16 protein-coding genes are annotated in these 14,365 nt (G+C 72.8%); 9 read left to right on the forward strand and 7 right to left on the reverse strand.

Annotation, left to right across the window (positions count from 1 at the left end):
- The first annotated feature begins 4 nt into the window (after nucleotides 1-4).
- Nucleotides 5-961: a prephenate dehydratase gene (pheA, locus tag ACQPYA_RS31050; RefSeq protein WP_433530521.1), complete on the forward strand. Its 957-nt coding sequence runs from the start codon at nucleotides 5-7 to the stop codon at nucleotides 959-961.
- 58 nt (nucleotides 962-1,019) lie between these two features.
- Here the strand turns inward: pheA and ACQPYA_RS31055 are convergent, their stop codons facing one another.
- Nucleotides 1,020-1,358 (reverse strand): metallopeptidase family protein, encoded by a 339-nt coding sequence (locus ACQPYA_RS31055; protein ID WP_433533705.1) that lies wholly within the window; start codon nucleotides 1,356-1,358, stop codon nucleotides 1,020-1,022.
- A gap of 128 nt (nucleotides 1,359-1,486) precedes the next feature.
- Nucleotides 1,487-1,918: an OsmC family protein gene (locus ACQPYA_RS31060; RefSeq protein WP_433530522.1), complete on the reverse strand. Its 432-nt coding sequence runs from the start codon at nucleotides 1,916-1,918 to the stop codon at nucleotides 1,487-1,489.
- A gap of 161 nt (nucleotides 1,919-2,079) precedes the next feature.
- Here ACQPYA_RS31060 and ACQPYA_RS31065 point away from each other — a divergent pair, with 161 nt between their 5' ends.
- The 3 genes from ACQPYA_RS31065 to ACQPYA_RS31075 all read left to right on the forward strand — a co-directional run bounded on the left by ACQPYA_RS31065 (nucleotide 2,080) and on the right by ACQPYA_RS31075 (nucleotide 4,659).
- Complete coding sequence (locus ACQPYA_RS31065) at nucleotides 2,080-2,823, forward strand: hypothetical protein (RefSeq protein WP_433530523.1); 744 nt, start codon at nucleotides 2,080-2,082, stop codon at nucleotides 2,821-2,823.
- Nucleotides 2,824-3,025: 202 nt separating this feature from the next.
- Entirely contained in the window at nucleotides 3,026-3,847 is an 822-nt protein-coding gene (locus ACQPYA_RS31070; protein WP_433530524.1) for an HAD family hydrolase, read from the forward strand.
- Nucleotides 3,847-4,659: an HAD family hydrolase gene (locus ACQPYA_RS31075; protein WP_433530525.1), complete on the forward strand. Its 813-nt coding sequence runs from the start codon at nucleotides 3,847-3,849 to the stop codon at nucleotides 4,657-4,659. The genes ACQPYA_RS31070 and ACQPYA_RS31075 overlap by 1 nt, the downstream gene beginning before the upstream one ends.
- 157 nt (nucleotides 4,660-4,816) lie before the next feature.
- On the opposite strand, the gene ACQPYA_RS31080 is transcribed toward ACQPYA_RS31075, so the two are convergent.
- Entirely contained in the window at nucleotides 4,817-5,425 is a 609-nt protein-coding gene (locus tag ACQPYA_RS31080; RefSeq protein WP_433530526.1) for a bacterial proteasome activator family protein, read from the reverse strand.
- Between the two features lie 138 nt (nucleotides 5,426-5,563).
- Here ACQPYA_RS31080 and ACQPYA_RS31085 point away from each other — a divergent pair, with 138 nt between their 5' ends.
- Both ACQPYA_RS31085 and ACQPYA_RS31090 read left to right on the forward strand, forming a co-directional pair.
- Complete coding sequence (locus ACQPYA_RS31085) at nucleotides 5,564-6,361, forward strand: alpha/beta hydrolase family protein (protein WP_433530527.1); 798 nt, start codon at nucleotides 5,564-5,566, stop codon at nucleotides 6,359-6,361.
- Nucleotides 6,362-6,439: 78 nt separating this feature from the next.
- The gene (locus ACQPYA_RS31090; RefSeq protein ID WP_433530528.1) at nucleotides 6,440-7,639 is read left to right on the forward strand and encodes an ABC transporter substrate-binding protein; all 1,200 of its coding nucleotides are present in this window, start codon (nucleotides 6,440-6,442) and stop codon (nucleotides 7,637-7,639) included.
- Nucleotides 7,640-7,710: 71 nt separating this feature from the next.
- Here the strand turns inward: ACQPYA_RS31090 and ddaH are convergent, their stop codons facing one another.
- Complete coding sequence (gene ddaH / locus ACQPYA_RS31095) at nucleotides 7,711-8,496, reverse strand: dimethylargininase (protein ID WP_433533706.1); 786 nt, start codon at nucleotides 8,494-8,496, stop codon at nucleotides 7,711-7,713.
- A gap of 107 nt (nucleotides 8,497-8,603) precedes the next feature.
- Here ddaH and ACQPYA_RS31100 point away from each other — a divergent pair, with 107 nt between their 5' ends.
- From ACQPYA_RS31100 to ACQPYA_RS31110, 3 genes are all read left to right on the forward strand, one after another.
- Nucleotides 8,604-9,062, forward strand: a complete 459-nt coding sequence (locus ACQPYA_RS31100; protein WP_433530529.1) for an Lrp/AsnC family transcriptional regulator — start codon at nucleotides 8,604-8,606, stop codon at nucleotides 9,060-9,062.
- A 70-nt stretch (nucleotides 9,063-9,132) separates the two neighbouring features.
- Nucleotides 9,133-11,079, forward strand: coding sequence for a beta-propeller domain-containing protein (locus tag ACQPYA_RS31105; RefSeq protein WP_433530530.1), 1,947 nt, complete (start codon nucleotides 9,133-9,135; stop codon nucleotides 11,077-11,079).
- A gap of 141 nt (nucleotides 11,080-11,220) precedes the next feature.
- The gene (locus ACQPYA_RS31110; RefSeq protein WP_433530531.1) at nucleotides 11,221-12,177 is read left to right on the forward strand and encodes a zinc-binding dehydrogenase; all 957 of its coding nucleotides are present in this window, start codon (nucleotides 11,221-11,223) and stop codon (nucleotides 12,175-12,177) included.
- A gap of 6 nt (nucleotides 12,178-12,183) precedes the next feature.
- Here ACQPYA_RS31110 and ACQPYA_RS31115 read toward each other — a convergent pair whose 3' ends face one another.
- The 3 genes from ACQPYA_RS31115 to mobA all read right to left on the reverse strand — a co-directional run bounded on the left by ACQPYA_RS31115 (nucleotide 12,184) and on the right by mobA (nucleotide 14,360).
- Nucleotides 12,184-13,263, reverse strand: coding sequence for a T3SS (YopN, CesT) and YbjN peptide-binding chaperone 1 (locus ACQPYA_RS31115; RefSeq protein ID WP_433530532.1), 1,080 nt, complete (start codon nucleotides 13,261-13,263; stop codon nucleotides 12,184-12,186).
- Between the two features lie 138 nt (nucleotides 13,264-13,401).
- Nucleotides 13,402-13,659, reverse strand: coding sequence for a DUF6457 domain-containing protein (locus tag ACQPYA_RS31120; protein ID WP_433530533.1), 258 nt, complete (start codon nucleotides 13,657-13,659; stop codon nucleotides 13,402-13,404).
- Nucleotides 13,656-14,360, reverse strand: coding sequence for a molybdenum cofactor guanylyltransferase (gene mobA, locus ACQPYA_RS31125; protein WP_433530534.1), 705 nt, complete (start codon nucleotides 14,358-14,360; stop codon nucleotides 13,656-13,658). The genes ACQPYA_RS31120 and mobA overlap by 4 nt, the downstream gene beginning before the upstream one ends.
- Between the last annotated feature and the right edge of the window lie 5 nt (nucleotides 14,361-14,365).

Genomic DNA, 14,365 nt, shown 5'->3' on the forward strand with positions numbered 1-14,365 from the left:
CGCCATGCCGGGAACGCCACCGACACGTTTCGTCTACCTCGGGCCCGAGGGCACCTTCGCCGAGCAGGCGCTGCGCACCGTGCCCGCCGCCGAGCGCGGCACCCGAACGCCGGCCCGCAGTGTCGGCGAGGCGCTGGAGGCGGTACGCGCGGGGGATGCCGACGCCGCGTTGGTGCCCATGGAGAACTCGATCGGCGGCGCGGTCGGGGTGACCCTCGACGAGTTGGCCGAGGGGGAGCCGCTGGTGATCACCCGCGAGGTGATCCTGCCGGTGGAGTTCGTCCTCGGCGCGCGGCCGGGGACCCAGCTGCCGACCGTGCGCAGCGTCGCCGCCCATCCCCAGGCGTCCACCCAGTGCCGGGGCTGGTTGCGGGCGCACCTGCCCGACGCGATCGTGGTGGACGTGCTCTCCAACGGCGCGGCGGCGGCCGGCGCGGCCACCCGCGAGTACGACGCGGCGATCTGCGCTCCGATCGGCGCGACCCGGCACCGACTCGCCGTGCTGGCCGACAAGATCGCCGATCACCCCGACGCGGTGACCCGCTTCGCCCTGCTGTCCCGGCCGGGTCAGCCCCCGCCACCCACCGGCGACGACGTGACCTCGCTCGCCGTCTACATCGCGCACGACCGGGTGGGCGCGCTGCTCTCCGTGCTGATGGAACTCGCGGTCCGCGGCGTCAACCTGACCCGGATCGAGTCTCGGCCGACGGGTGAGGCGCTCGGCCGGTACGTGTTCTTTCTCGACTGCACCGGCCACGTGGCCGACGTACGGCTCGGCGAGGCGTTGCAGGGGCTGCGCCGGGTCAGCGCCGACGTCCGCTTCCTCGGCTCGTACCCCCGGCACCGCTGGACCGGGATGTCGGGCGAGCGTCCGGTGCCCGCCCCGGCCGGCCTCTCCGACGCCGACTACAGGGATGCCGCTGCCTGGCTCGCCCGGCTGCGGGCCGGCGAACTGACCTGAGCGCCTCGGGCTCCGCCCCGAGTGCCGGCCCGATGGAACGGGCCGGTACGGCAGCGGGTCAGCCCCAACCCAGCTCGTGCAGGCGCGCGTCGTCGATGCCGAAGTGGTGGGCGATCTCGTGCACCACGGTCACCGCCACCTCGTCGATCACGTCCTCGTCGGTCTCGCAGATGCCCAGGATGGGATTGCGGTAGATCAGGATGCGGTCCGGCAGGACGCCGCCATAGTCCCAGCCCCGGTCGGTCAGCGCGTGTCCCTCGTAGAGGCCGAGCAGGTTCTCGCCGGGCGGGGGGTCGTCCTCCACCAGGATCACCACGTTGCTCATCAACGCCAGCAGTTCCTCCGGAACCTCGTCCAGCGCCTCCCCCACCAACTCCTCGAACCGCTCACGCTCCATCTCGACCGCCACCCGACCATTCTTCCCCACCCAATCCGCGATCTTGCACTCCCGGTCGCCGCGAATGGCCATGAAAGCCGCATAACGGCGACCGAAAGTGCAAGATCGGCGCAGGTCTTCGGGGTGGGTCAGGAGGTGAGGCGGGCGGTGAGGGTGATCTCGGCGCCGGGCGAGAGCAGGCGGGAGATCGGGCAGTTCTGCTTGGCGGCCTCGGCCAGCTTGGCGAACTCCGCCTCGTCGATGCCGGGCACGTCACCGACGGTGTCCAGGTCGATCCGGGTCACCGTCATGCCGGCATCGGTCTTGTCGAAGTGCACCTTCGCGGTGGTCTCCACCGAGGTCGCGGTCGTGCCGGCGTCGGCCAGCACCTTGGAGAAGGCCATCGAGAAGCAGCCGGCGTGCGCGGCCCCGATCAGCTCCTCCGGGTTGGTGCCCTCGCCCTCCTCGAAGCGGGACTTGAAGGAGTAGTTCCCCTGTAGCCCGCCCTTGCCGGTGCGGACCGTGCCGGACCCCTCGGTGAGGTTGCCCTGCCAACATGCGGAAGCGGTACGGATAGGCATGCACCTGACGCTAGTCGACCCGGGCGGCGACCGGCGACCGACCGGCGCGGCCGGCACGTCCGCGTGCCCGGCAGCGGACACCGGCTGTGCCATGATTCCTCGCAGACCGCACCCGCGGCCGGCGGACGCGCGACGTCCAGGCCACGAGGAGAGGGCGAGCGATGACCCACGACCTCCCCATCCCCCGTCAGGACGACCGGTCCGACGGCACCAGCGTCGTCCAGTGGGGCGCGGAGGACGACGAGTCGCCGACCGCCGGCCGGTTCCGTCGGGTCTTCGCCGGCCTCGGCCGGGACCACCGGGTGCCGATGCTGCTGGCCGGGCTCGGCTCGGTGGCGGGCCTGGCCTCGCTGCTCGGTGAGTGGTCCACGACGACGATTCCCAACGGCGGTCCAGATCCGGCCACCCCGCTCAAGGTGACCAGCGGGGTCTCCGAGATCGGTGGGCTGGGCACCGGCTACCTGGTCGGGCTCCTCGCGCTCGGCTGCGCGGTGGCCCTCGCGCTGCGTGGCACCGCCGCCGCCCGGACCAACGCCCGAGTGGCCGGCCTGGCGCTCGCTGCCGGCGTGTTCGCCCTGCTCGCGGCGACCGCCTCGGCACTGGAGGACTCGGCTCGGCGGGGCATGTTCTATTACTCCAGCGAGATCGGCTTCGAGGTCGAGCACGGGCGGGGCCTGCTGATGGGCTTCGCCGCCGTCGTACTCTTCGCCGCCGCGCTCTTCCGGATCGCGCCCGAGCCCGCCGGGGCGCCGGCCGACCCGGACGGCACGCCGCCCGAGTCGGCCGGGCGGCGACGGGGTGACCGCCGCCGGGCCGAGGAGACGGAGTTGGCCGAGGACCGGCCGCCGGCCGACGTCACCGTCACAGCGGCAGTTCCCTTCGCCCGCGACGCGTCGCCCAGCTGAGCCCGCATTTCCCACCGGCCACGAAGGTCACACCGGCCGGCCGGACGGGTCACCTTCGGTGCGCCGTCCGTTGGCACCCGATTCGCCTGGAAGCCATGGTTGCGACCCGTTCCGCGAGGTACGGTTGCTGCCCGCCGTCACGCCGGGTCGCCCACGACGACCGGTACGGCTGGCCGCGACGGCGGCGGGCGAAGGAGGAACGATGACCCGCCCGGGCCTGCCCAAGCTGATCGCCACCGACCTCGACGGGACGCTCGTCCGCAGCGACGACACCGTCTCGGCGTACACCCACCAGGTGCTCGACCGGATCCGCGCCGCCGGGATCCCGGTGGTCGGTGCCACCGGTCGCGGCCCCCGACTCACCGAACTGACCCGCAACGACATCCGCGCCGCGGACTTCCTGGTGATGGCCGGCGGCGGCCGGGTGGTCGACCAGAGCGACCCGTCCGGACCGGTGGTGCTGCGCGACGAGCGCCTCTCCAGCGAGATGCTGGCCACCCTGCTGGCCGAGCTGGAGGCCGCGGTCGGTCCGCTGACCGTCATGGTCGAGGCGTCCGACGAGCACGACGCCCCGCTCTGGGGCGACTATCACCCGGCCTGGCCGTACCAGGACCGGTTCGAGGTACGCAGCCGCGAAGAGTGCCTCGCCGGCGACGTGATCAAGGCGTTCGCGCGTACCGCCGACCACCACGTGGACGAGTTGCTGGCCGCCGCCCGGGAGATCGTCCCGGGCCACCTCGCCACGCTCACCCAGGCCGGGCTGGGTTTCATCGAGATCTGCCCGCCCGGGGTGGACAAGGCGACCGGGCTCAGCGTGGTGGCGCAGAGCCTCGGCGTCGACCCGGCCGAGGTGCTGGTCTTCGGCGACATGCCCAACGACCTGCCGATGTTCGAGTGGGCCGGCTGGAGCCGGGTGGCGGTCGCGAACGCCCACGCCACCCTGCGCGCCGTCGCCGACGAGATCACTCTGCGCAACGACGACGACGGGGTGGCGGTCTACCTGGACCGGCTACTGTCCAGGTGATGGACGCGACGCCACGCCTCATCGCCAGCGACATCGACGGCACGCTGCTCCGCGACGACCGGACGCTCAGCGCGCACACCGCGGCCGTGCTCGCCCGGATCGCCGCCCGGGGCACCCCGGTCGTGCTGGTCACCGGCCGCCCGATCCGCTGGCTCAAGCTGGTGTACGACCAGCTGGCCGAGCCGCTGCCGGCGATCTGCGCCAACGGCGCGGTGGTCTACGACCCGGTCAACGACGAGGTGCTGCGGGCCGACCCGCTGGCCCCGGAGCTGCTCGCCGAGGTGGCCCGCCGGCTGCGGGCCGAGGTGCCCGGGGTGAGCCTCGCGGTGGAGATCGTCGACAGCCGGCAGATGCGGCACGAGACGCACTACCCGCTGCGTTGGGACGCCGACGAGACGGCGATCCGGGTCGTGGAGACCCCCGAGGAGCTGCTGTCGCTGCCGGCGGTGAAGGTGTTGGCCCGCGCCGGCGAACAGGACCCGGACCAGTTCACGCAGCTGGTCTCCACCGCCCTCGCCGGGCTGGCCGAGGCCACCCACTCCTCACTCTCGGGGCTGGTGGAGATCTCGGCGGCCGGCGTCACGAAGGCGGCCGGGCTGGCCTGGTACTGCCACCGGATCGGCGTCGACGCGACCGACGTACTGGCCTTCGGCGACATGCCCAACGACGTGCCGATGCTGGCCTGGGCCGGCCGGGCGGTGGCCGTGGCCAACGCGCACCCCGCCGTGCTGGCGATCGCCGACGAGGTCACCTCGGCGAACTCCACGGACGGCGTGGCGGCGCACCTGGAAAAGGTCTTCGGCGCGGATTGAGCCCCTCGGGCCGGCGCGAACTACCCAGGCCGGCGTGCGGCGCGGCGCGCTTGGCCCGGCGTGCGGCGCGGCGCGCTTGGAGCTACGTGCGGCCGGCAGCCGGCTGGCCTTCGCCCGCTGGTTGCCGGCCGCACGCCGGGCTGGGAGTCGGTTGAGGTCAGAGGTACTGGCCGGTGCTGTGGCCCTCACCGCCGGGCACGGGGCCCACGCCGGGCGCCATTCCCGGCAGCACCGCCCCGGCCGGCCCGCTGGGCAGCGCCTGCCGGCCGGAACGCATCTGCTCCAGCTGCACCCGAGCCGCCATCTGCTGGGCGACCAGGGCGGCCTGGATGCCGTGGAAGAGCCCCTCCAGCCAGCCGACCAGCTGGGCGTGGGCGATCCGTAGCTCACCCTCGCTGGGCGCTTTGTCCTCGGCGAAGGGCAGCGAGATGCGCTCCAACTCCTCGCGCAGCTCGGGAGCCAGCCCCTCCTTCAGCTCGACGATCGACCGCTCGTGGATCTCCCGCATCCGGTGCCGGCTGGCGTCGTCCAGCGGGGCGGCCTTGACCTCCTCCAGCAACTGTTTGATCATGCTGCCGATCCGCATCACCTTGGCCGGCTGCTCCACCAGGCGCGCCGGGTCCTCGCCGGGCCCGTCGTCGGTCTGCACGGTGCCGACCGGTCGGCCGTCCGGCCCGACCACCACCACCGTGCCGGAGTGCCCCATGCCGTCCCGGCCGGGCTCGTCGTTCTCTCCAGGGGAGCGCACTTCGGTCATGGCATCCATCTTTACCCAGCCACCCCCGCCGCCGCCCGCCGGCCCGCGTTCGAGTTTCCGACCGGGCGCCCGGAGACCCAGGTCCAGGGACCGGACACCCGGGGCACCCGGCCCCCGCACCACGGCAACCCGCGCTACGGTCGGCCGATGGCCTCCGACCCCCGAGCCGTGCTGACCCGGCCCGCGCCCGAGCCGGACGTGACCGTCGCGTACGGCGAGCACCCCGAGCAGATCGCCGATCTGCGTCGGCCGGTGAGCGGCGGCCCGCCCCGGCCACTGGTGGTCGTGGTGCACGGCGGTTTCTGGCGTGCGGAGTACGACCGGCGACACACCGGCCCGCTGGCCGCCGCGTTGGCCGCGCTCGGGTATCCGGTCGCCCAGTTGGAGTACCGCCGGACCGGGCAGCCCGGCGGCGGCTGGCCGGGCACGCTGACCGACGTGCGGGCCGGGGTGGCCGCGCTGCCGCGGCTGGCCGCCGACGCGCTGCCCGACCGGGTCGCGCCGGCACCGCCGATCCTTGTCGGCCACTCGGCCGGCGGGCACCTCGCGCTGTACACGGCCGCTCACGCACCGGACACCGTCGGCGGAGTGCTCGCCCTGGCACCGGTCGCGGACCTCGCCGAGGCGTACCGGCTGGACCTGGACTCGGGCGCGGTGGCCGCGCTGCTGGGCGGCGGTCCGGCCGACGTGCCCGAGCGGTACGCCGCCGCGGACCCGCGAGCCATGGTACCCCTCCCACCACGCACCGTAGTGATGCATGGCGCCCTGGACCAGCAGGTTCCGGTCGGGATAAGCCGAGCGTACGTGGCCGCGGCGCAGGCCTCCGGCGGCGATATGTGCCTTGTCGAGCTGTCGGAATGCGAGCACTTCGGACTCATCGACCCGGAGTCGGCGGCCTGGCCGAAAGTAACTACCGCGTTGCGGTCTCTGCACGAAGATCAATAGCCATTGACGCAGCGTCGCGAAACAGGTAGAACGCCGAAGGGGCGGGGTCCGCCCGGCAACGCACTTGAAGGGAACCCGGTGTCGCAGATGAACCGCAGGCGAGCGCTCCAGCTGCTGGCCGCGATCGGTACGGGCGGACTTGTCGCCGGATGCGGCTCCGATGCCACGGAGAACACAGGTAGCACAGGCACACCGATCAAGATCGGGCTCATCGCACCGAAGTCCGGCGCCAGCAAAGCCATCGGCGACGAGCTCAACAACGGGTTCCAGCTCTACCTGGACCTCAACGACGAGATGCTCGGCGGCCACCCGGTCGAGCTGCTCGTCGCCGACGAGGGAAACAGCGTCAAGACCGGTCAGGCGGCCGTCGACGGGCTGCTCAAGCAGGGCGTGCTCGCCCTTACCGGGGTTGCCAGCTCGTCGGTCATGTTCGGCATCCGGGATCTGGTCGAGAAGGCGCGCGTCCCGCTCATCGGTTCCAACGCCTCGCCGACGAGCCTACAGAGCGTCGTCTACATCTGGCGCACCTCGTACGTGCTCGACGAGGCGGGTCGGGCGCTCGGCCGCTACCTGAAGGACACGCTGCGTCCCACCGACCGGATCGCGATGATCATGCCGGAAGGCGCCCTCGGCGGTGAGGACGTGCTGCGCGGCTTCCGCCAGGAGTTCGGCGAGTCCGACTCGCGCATCGCCGACCCGGTGGTCTGGACCTCCAACAGCGCGAGCCCGAGCAAGACCGCCTACGTCTCCGACATCAACCAGGCGCTCAGCCGCAACCCGTCGGTGGTCTTCTGCTTCTACTCCGGCCCGGCGGCGGCGGAGTTCATCATGCAGCTGCGCGACGGTGGTTTCCGGGGCAGCATCTACGCTCCCGGCTTCCTCACCGAGGGCTCGGTGCTGGAGAGCATCCGACCGGCCAACGACGCGCTCGGCATCCGGACGGCGTTGAACTACTCGGCCGACCTCAACAACGCGGCCAACCGCCGGTTCGCCTCGGCGTACCGCAAGAAGCACAACGTCTCGCCGACCACGTACGCGATGGCCTCGTACGACGCGGCGAAGGTGCTCGACCAGGCGATCCGTCTCGCCGGCACCGAGCCCACCCCACAGCAGGTCAACCTCGCGCTGGGCCGGATCGGGCAGATCGACAGCCCGCGCGGCGCGTGGCAGTTCAACCAGCCGCGCACCCCGCAGCAGAAGTGGTACCTGCGCGAGGTGCAGCGCGACGGTCAGGTCCTGTCGAACGTCCTGGTCAACGAGCTGGCCACACTCGGCTGAGCCCCGGTGGAAGGAAGGGCCCCTTCTTAACGCCTGCTGTAGAGAAAGGGGCCCTTGTTAACAGGGTCGGCTCAGTGCCGCAGCTCGGCGATGCAGCACTTCACGCTACCGCCGCCCTTCTTGAGTTCGGCCAGCTCCACCGGCACCGGCGTGTAGCCGGCCGTCTTGAGCCGGCCGGCCAGCCGGCTCGCCTCGCTGTTGAGCAGCACGTTGGCGCCGTCGCTGACCAGGTTCAGCCCGAAGGCGAGGGCGTCTTCGTCGTCCGCCAGCACCGCCTCCGGGAAGAGCTGGGCGAGCACCTTCTGGCTGGCCGTGGAGAACGCACCCGGGTAGTAGGCGATGTTGCCGTCGTCGATCGAGGCGAGCGCCACGTCCAGGTGGTAGAAGCGCGGGTCGATCAGCCGCAGCGAGATCACCGGCCGCCCCAGGGCCTCCTGCGCCTCGGCGTGCGCGGGCAACTCGGTGCGGAACCCGTGCCCGGCCAGGATCAGCCCGCCGTGCGCCTCCGGCAGGTACGCGAAGTCACCCTCGCCCTCGTTCGTCTCGTTCGGCGCGATGAACCGCCAGCCCCGCGACTCGTAGAAGGCCCGGTGCGCGGCTGCCTCGGCGGCCCGCTGATGGTGCTTGAACTGGGCACCGTAGACCGTGCCGTCGACCACGAAGGCACCGTTGGCGGCGAAGACCATGTCGGGCAGACCGGACTCGGGGACCAGCAGGTGCACCTCGTGGCCGAGCCCGACCAGGGTTTCCCGCAGCCGGTCCCACTGCTTGACGGCCAGCTCCGGGTCGACCGGGGCGGTCACGTCCATCCACGGGTTGATCGCGTACTCGACCGCGAAATGCTCGGGCGAGCACATGAGATATGTCCGCTTTCGCGGCACTCGCTGCTGGTTCACGGTGACCAAGAGTAGGTAGGCTGGAACTTCAGTAACAGCCAAAACCATTGCTTCTCAGAGGCGGAACATTGCAGATCGACGCCGTAGACAAGCGAATCATTGCGTTGCTCGTCGCCGACGCCCGTGCTTCGTACGCGGACATCGGCACTCGGGTGTCACTCTCCGCTCCGGCGGTCAAGCGCCGGGTCGATCGGCTACGCACCGCCGGCGTGATCCAGGGATTCACCGCCGTCGTGGACCCGGCCGCGGTCGGGTGGACCACCGAGGCGTTCGTCGAACTGTTCTGTGCCGGCCGGACCACACCAGCGCAGATCGGCGCCGCGGTGCGGCGTCACCCCGAGGTGGTCGGGGCGTACACCGTCTCCGGGGAGGCCGACGCGCTCGTGCACCTGCGGGCCGCCGACATCGCGCACCTGGAGGAGGCGTTGGAGCGGCTGCGGGCCGAGTCGTTCGTGACCTCCAGCCGCAGCACCATCGTGCTCTCCCGGCTGGTCGAGTCCCCCGGCGTCGGTCCGTCCACCAGCTGACCCGCCGCCATCCGGCGATCCGCCGCAGCGGGTACGGAACCGGACCCGTCATCGTCGCGTCGAACCGGCCATGACACGGGGAACCAAGGCTGCCGTGGCCGGCAGCACGCTGGTCGTGCTCACCCTGCTCGCCGGCAGCATGGCCGCACCGGCACCGGCACCGGCACCGGCCGACCGCAGTGCGCCGCCGATGGTGCCGGTGGCCAGCCTGGTCGCCTTCGACTCCTGCACCGACGCCCTCGCCGAGCTGCGCGCGGCGGCCGCCGCGGCGGTCGGCCCGTACGGCTTCGACGGTGGCGCGGTGTTGTTCGGCGACCGGGCCGCCGTTGGCGCCGAGTCGGCAGCGCGGACCTTCGCCGCCGCGCCGAGCGGCGCGATGCCGGAGGACGCCGGGCCGGAGTACTCGACCACGAACAACCACGAGGCCGGTGCGGACGAGCCCGACCTGGTCAAGACCGACGGCCGGCGGATCGTCACGGTCACCGGCGGCGTGCTGCGGGTGGTGGACCCGGCCACCCGTCGGGTCACCGGCAAGCTCGAACTGGCCGGCGACGACCCGGTGCCGGGCTGGGCGGAGTACCGCCTGTTGCTGCTCGGCGACCGGGCCCTGATCCTGGGTGCGGAGATGATGTCGGGTCCGGCCGTCAGCCGGGCCTGGACCAGACCGTCGGGCGGTGCGACGCGGCTGGTGCTGGTCGACCTGACCGGGCGGCCCCGGGTGCTCGGCACGTACCGGATCCAGGGCAGCACGATCGACGCCCGGCTGACCGGCGACACCGCCCGGGTGGTGGTCCGTTCGATGCCCCGCCTGGAGTTCCCGATCGACAAGGACGGCGGCGGCGACCAGGGCGGCGACCGGGCGCGGACCGGGCGCAACCGCGCGGTGATCGGCCGAGCCGGCATCGGGGCCTGGCTACCGGAGTACGAGTGGACGACCGGGAACGAGCGGCACACCGGCCGGGTCGGCTGCGATCGGCTCAGCCGCCCCGACCGGATGACCGGCACGTCGATGCTGACCGTGCTCAGCTTCGACCTCACCGCCGACCGGTTCGGCGACGGCGACCCGGTCAGCGTCGCGGCCGACGCGAGCACCGTCTACGGCACGGCGACCAGCCTCTACCTCGCCGGGCAGCGCCCGGACCGGGCGGGCATCGCCGGCCGCTGGCAGCCGACCATGGAAGACCAGGTCACCGAGATCTTCCAGTTCGACATCGGTTCTCCCGGCCACCCCCGCTACCTCGCTGCCGGCCAGGTGCCCGGCTGGCTGATCAATCAGTACGCGCTCTCCGAGTGGGCGGGGCACCTGCGGGTGGCGACCACCTCGGGCGACGTCTGGGGCGAGGGCCGGACCTCCGAGTCCAGCGTACGGATCCTGCGCCGCGAGGGCGGATCGCTGCTGCCGACCGGGGTGGTCGGCGGGCTGGGCCGGGGCGAGCGCATCTACTCCGTGCGCTACCTCGGGCCGGTCGCATACGTGGTCACCTTCCGGCAGACCGACCCGCTCTATTCGCTCGATCTGACCGACCCGGCCGCGCCCAGGGTCACCGGCGAGCTGAAGATCACCGGCTACTCGGGCTATCTGCACCCGCTGCCCGACGGGCGACTGCTCGGCGTGGGTCAGGAGGCCGACCGGCAGGGGCGGCCCAAGGGCGTACAGGTGTCGCTCTTCGACGTCCGCGACCCGGCCCGGCCGAACCGGCTGGACCAGTGGCACCAGCCCGGTGCCTGGTCCAGCGCCGAACACGACCCGCACGCCTTCCTGTACCGGCCGGAGAGCGGCCTGGTCGCGCTGCCGGTCGAGGTCGGCATCCAACTACTCCGGGTCGACGGCGACACGATCAGCGAGATCGGCGAGGTCACCCATCCCGGAAAGCGCAGCGATGGCTGGCGGATGGCGGTCTGGCCGGTACAGCGGTCGCTGGTGATCGGCGACGTGCTCTGGACCATCTCCGAAGCGGGCCTGCTGGCCACCGATCCGGCCACCGCGCGGCGTCTCAACTGGATCGCAACGACCTGAACCTCCCTCCCCACGCGGGTGGGGCCCGGTTTCTCGGGTTTTCCGGGCCCCACCCGCCTTGACCTCTTCCGGGCACCCGCCCTTGACCTCAACCATGGTTGAGGTAGTCGACTGGGTCCGGCTCATCGACGAGGGGGAGACGTGCGGGCGGTGTGGTTGCGCGAGTTCGGCGGACCGGAGGTGCTGGTGCCGGGTCCGGCACCAACACCGCGTCCCGGTCCCGGTCAGGTTCTGATCGACGTGGTGCACGCGAACATCACGTTCGTGGAGACCCAGTTCCGGGCGACCGGCTTCGGGCCGTCGCTGGCGACGCTGCCGGTGATCCCGGGCAACGGCGTGGGTGGGGTGATCAGCGCGGTCGGCCCGGACGTCGACCCGGGACTGGTCGGCCGCCGGGTGGTCACCGGCACCGGCGGGTCCGGGGCGTACGCCGAGCGGGTCGTCGTCGACGCCACCACACCGGTGCCGGTGCCGGACGGGCTGCCGCTGGACCAGGCGGTCGCGTTGCTCGCCGACGGGCGTACCGCGCTGATGCTGCTCGACGCCGCCGACCTGCGTCCCGACGACCGGGTGCTGGTCGAGGCCGCCGCCGGTGGGGTGGGCAGCCTGCTGGTGCAGCTCGCGGCCCGCGCCGGCACCCGGGTGGTCGGCCTCGCCGGCGGTACGCGCAAGGTGTCGCTGCTGCCCGGGCTGGGCGCGCGAGTCGCCGTCGACTACCGGGAGCCGGACTGGCCCGACCGGGTACGGGCGGCGGTCGGCGCCGTCGACGTCGTCTTCGACGGGGTGGGCGGCACGGTCGGGCGGACGGCATTCGAGCTACTCGAACCGGGTGGCCGGATGCTCAGCTTCGGGCTGGCCAGCGGCGAGTGGGCCGGGATCCCCGAGCAGGCGGCCGCCGAGCGGGGCGTGACCCTGATCCGGCCCGCGCCGACACCACAGCAACTGCGGGCGTACACCGAGAGGGCGCTGGCGGAGGCGGCGGCCGGCCGGCTGCGCGCGGTGATCGGCCAGCGGTTTCCGCTGGAGCGGGCGGCCGACGCGCACGCGGCGATCAGCGCCCGGGACACCGTCGGCAAGACCCTGCTCGACCTCGGCTGACCGCCCTCAGAGGTACATGCCGGTGCGGTGCTCACCCCGCCCCGACTTGTCCCCCTCGCCGAAGAACCGCTTGCCGCCGAACTCGCCGTGCAGGCGGTCGTCCAGTTCGTCCGCGAGACCGGTCATCACCTGCACCGCGAGCATCAGGTGGGTGGGCTGGAAGTTACGGCCGAAGACCGGGATCGACGCCCACACGGTGTCGTCAGCGCAGTACAGCCGGCCGATCGGCATCCGGTTGGTCAGCTCGGAGAGCTTGACGTACAGCCGCTCGGTGGGCTCGACCTCGGTGAGCACCGGGGAGAAGACGTCGACCAGCGGCGGGTTGTCGCGGACCCGGACGAAGACCATCGCCGACCCGGCGCGGATGTTGATGTCGCCGTCGGAGTCCACCTGGAGCTGCCCCGATTCCGACTTGATCATGGTCGAAACCACGGTCCGGACCCGATCGGCCAGCTCCAGCACCTCGGTTTCCGCGCCGGCCTCACCGGCGCTGGCCAGCGCCTCCTCCAGTTCGGCGCCGATCTCCCGGCGCGGGCCGAATTCGCTGCGCGCGGTGCCCAGCGGCTCACCGGGCAGCGCTTCCCCCTCGGCGTCCTCGATCAGGTAGACCAGAAAGGCCGGGTGCGGGGCACCGTAGATGTCGCGCAGCGTCCGCGAGAGCAGGGCGGCCAACTGGCTGGCCTCCCCGGCCGGGTACTCCAGCCCGAACTGCTCCCCCGAGCCCTCCAGCACGCCGGGCGGGGACCAGCCCAGCGCGACCATGTCGGCAACCGCCGCGCGGTCCAGCCGGTAGCCCGGCGGGAGCGTCGCGTTGCCGACCGCACGGGCGGCGAGCCGGCCGTCCTTGCCCACCTCGACGAGGACGGAGTAGACGGCATCATCGGTGCCGGAGGCGGTCGGGTCGAGGGTCAACTCCACCTGCGCGCCGGGCGGCAACGCGGCCAGCCGGTCGGCCAGCGCCCGGGCGAACTCCCGCCACGCCTGGGTCACCTTTGCCCGCAGGTCAGCCGTGCTCGGCTCGTCGAGCAGAATCGACTCGTGGTGCTCCGGCATGCCGGGCGGCGCCGAGGGGTGGTCTGCCGTCATGATCGCCTCCGTCCGTTCCGGTCACCCTACCGAGCCAACCGCCCGCACGGATCAGCCCGGACCCTGATCGGACAACACCCCGAACTGGCCACCCGACACCGCGCCCGGTCCGGCGGGTGCGGCACCCCGGTCAAGCGATCAGGCGGTGCCGCGCCCGCCGCCCAGCTCGATCGGCCAGGTGCCGGCCAGGTCGGCGAGGCGGGCAGCCGTCGCGCCGGGATCCGCGCCCCGACCTACCGCCAGGCCGAGCAGGTACGCGGTGACCGGAGCACCCGGCCGCAGCACCTGGTGGGCAACGTCCCGAGCCAGGTCCAGCACGGTCGGCACGGGCACCTCCGCCGGGTCGAGACCCAGCTCCGCACAGGCCGCCGTGAGCCAGTCGTCCATCACCGTCATCGCGCCCACTCCTCCGCCCGGCGTACGTCACTCTCAGTGTCGCAGTCGAACCAGGGTGGCGGGCCCGCGCCGGACCACGCCACCTCACGCACGGCGAGCCCGGCGAGCAGTTCCCGCAACGGAGCACCGGCCAGCTCGCCACCACGCCGCCGGCTGAGCCCGTCGAGCGCGGCCCGCAGGGCAGCGGTTCGCCACACCCCGCAGAGCGTCTGCCGCCGCCCGGCCCGGTCGACGTAACACGCCCCGTCCACGGCGTACGCAACATCGGCGCTCGATTCACCGTCGCCGCCCGCCGGCCCGTCGATACGGTCCCGACCGCCGAGCCCGGCCGGGACGTCAAGCAGGCCGGCGGGGGTGTCGAGGTGGCGCAGCAGCTCCTCGACGGCGGGGCGGGTCAGCAGCGGTAGATCGGCCGCGAGCAGGGCGACGGCCGGCACGTCGGCGTACATGTCGGCGTCGAGCAGGGCCAGCCCGGCCGCGGTGGCGGCGACCGGGCCGCCACCGGGCGGCGTCTCGCGGGTCAGCCGAACCCCCGCCGGGGCCGGCCCGGAGCCGACCAGGATCCGGGGCGTCGCGTCGGTGACCGCGGCCAGCACCCGCTCGCGCATGGGTACGCCACCGACGAGCAACGCCGGCTTGTCCCGCCCGCCCATCCGGCGGGCCGCACCACCCGCGAGCACCACCGCCGCGTACGCCCTCACGGCGT

It is taken from the genome of Micromonospora sp. CA-263727, assembly GCF_050942455.1.
In the GTDB taxonomy this organism is placed as follows: Bacteria; Actinomycetota; Actinomycetes; order Mycobacteriales; family Micromonosporaceae; genus Micromonospora.

Coding starts and splice junctions, on each gene's coding strand:
- pheA (WP_433530521.1), top strand. CDS start 5: ATGCCGGGAACGCCACCGACACGTTTCGTCTACCTCGGGCCCGAGGGC.
- ACQPYA_RS31055 (WP_433533705.1), bottom strand. CDS start 1,358: ATGGAGCGTGAGCGGTTCGAGGAGTTGGTGGGGGAGGCGCTGGACGAG.
- ACQPYA_RS31060 (WP_433530522.1), bottom strand. CDS start 1,918: ATGCCTATCCGTACCGCTTCCGCATGTTGGCAGGGCAACCTCACCGAG.
- ACQPYA_RS31065 (WP_433530523.1), top strand. CDS start 2,080: ATGACCCACGACCTCCCCATCCCCCGTCAGGACGACCGGTCCGACGGC.
- ACQPYA_RS31070 (WP_433530524.1), top strand. CDS start 3,026: ATGACCCGCCCGGGCCTGCCCAAGCTGATCGCCACCGACCTCGACGGG.
- ACQPYA_RS31075 (WP_433530525.1), top strand. CDS start 3,847: ATGGACGCGACGCCACGCCTCATCGCCAGCGACATCGACGGCACGCTG.
- ACQPYA_RS31080 (WP_433530526.1), bottom strand. CDS start 5,425: ATGGATGCCATGACCGAAGTGCGCTCCCCTGGAGAGAACGACGAGCCC.
- ACQPYA_RS31085 (WP_433530527.1), top strand. CDS start 5,564: ATGGCCTCCGACCCCCGAGCCGTGCTGACCCGGCCCGCGCCCGAGCCG.
- ddaH (WP_433533706.1), bottom strand. CDS start 8,496: ATGTGCTCGCCCGAGCATTTCGCGGTCGAGTACGCGATCAACCCGTGG.
- ACQPYA_RS31105 (WP_433530530.1), top strand. CDS start 9,133: ATGACACGGGGAACCAAGGCTGCCGTGGCCGGCAGCACGCTGGTCGTG.
- ACQPYA_RS31115 (WP_433530532.1), bottom strand. CDS start 13,263: ATGACGGCAGACCACCCCTCGGCGCCGCCCGGCATGCCGGAGCACCAC.
- ACQPYA_RS31120 (WP_433530533.1), bottom strand. CDS start 13,659: ATGACGGTGATGGACGACTGGCTCACGGCGGCCTGTGCGGAGCTGGGT.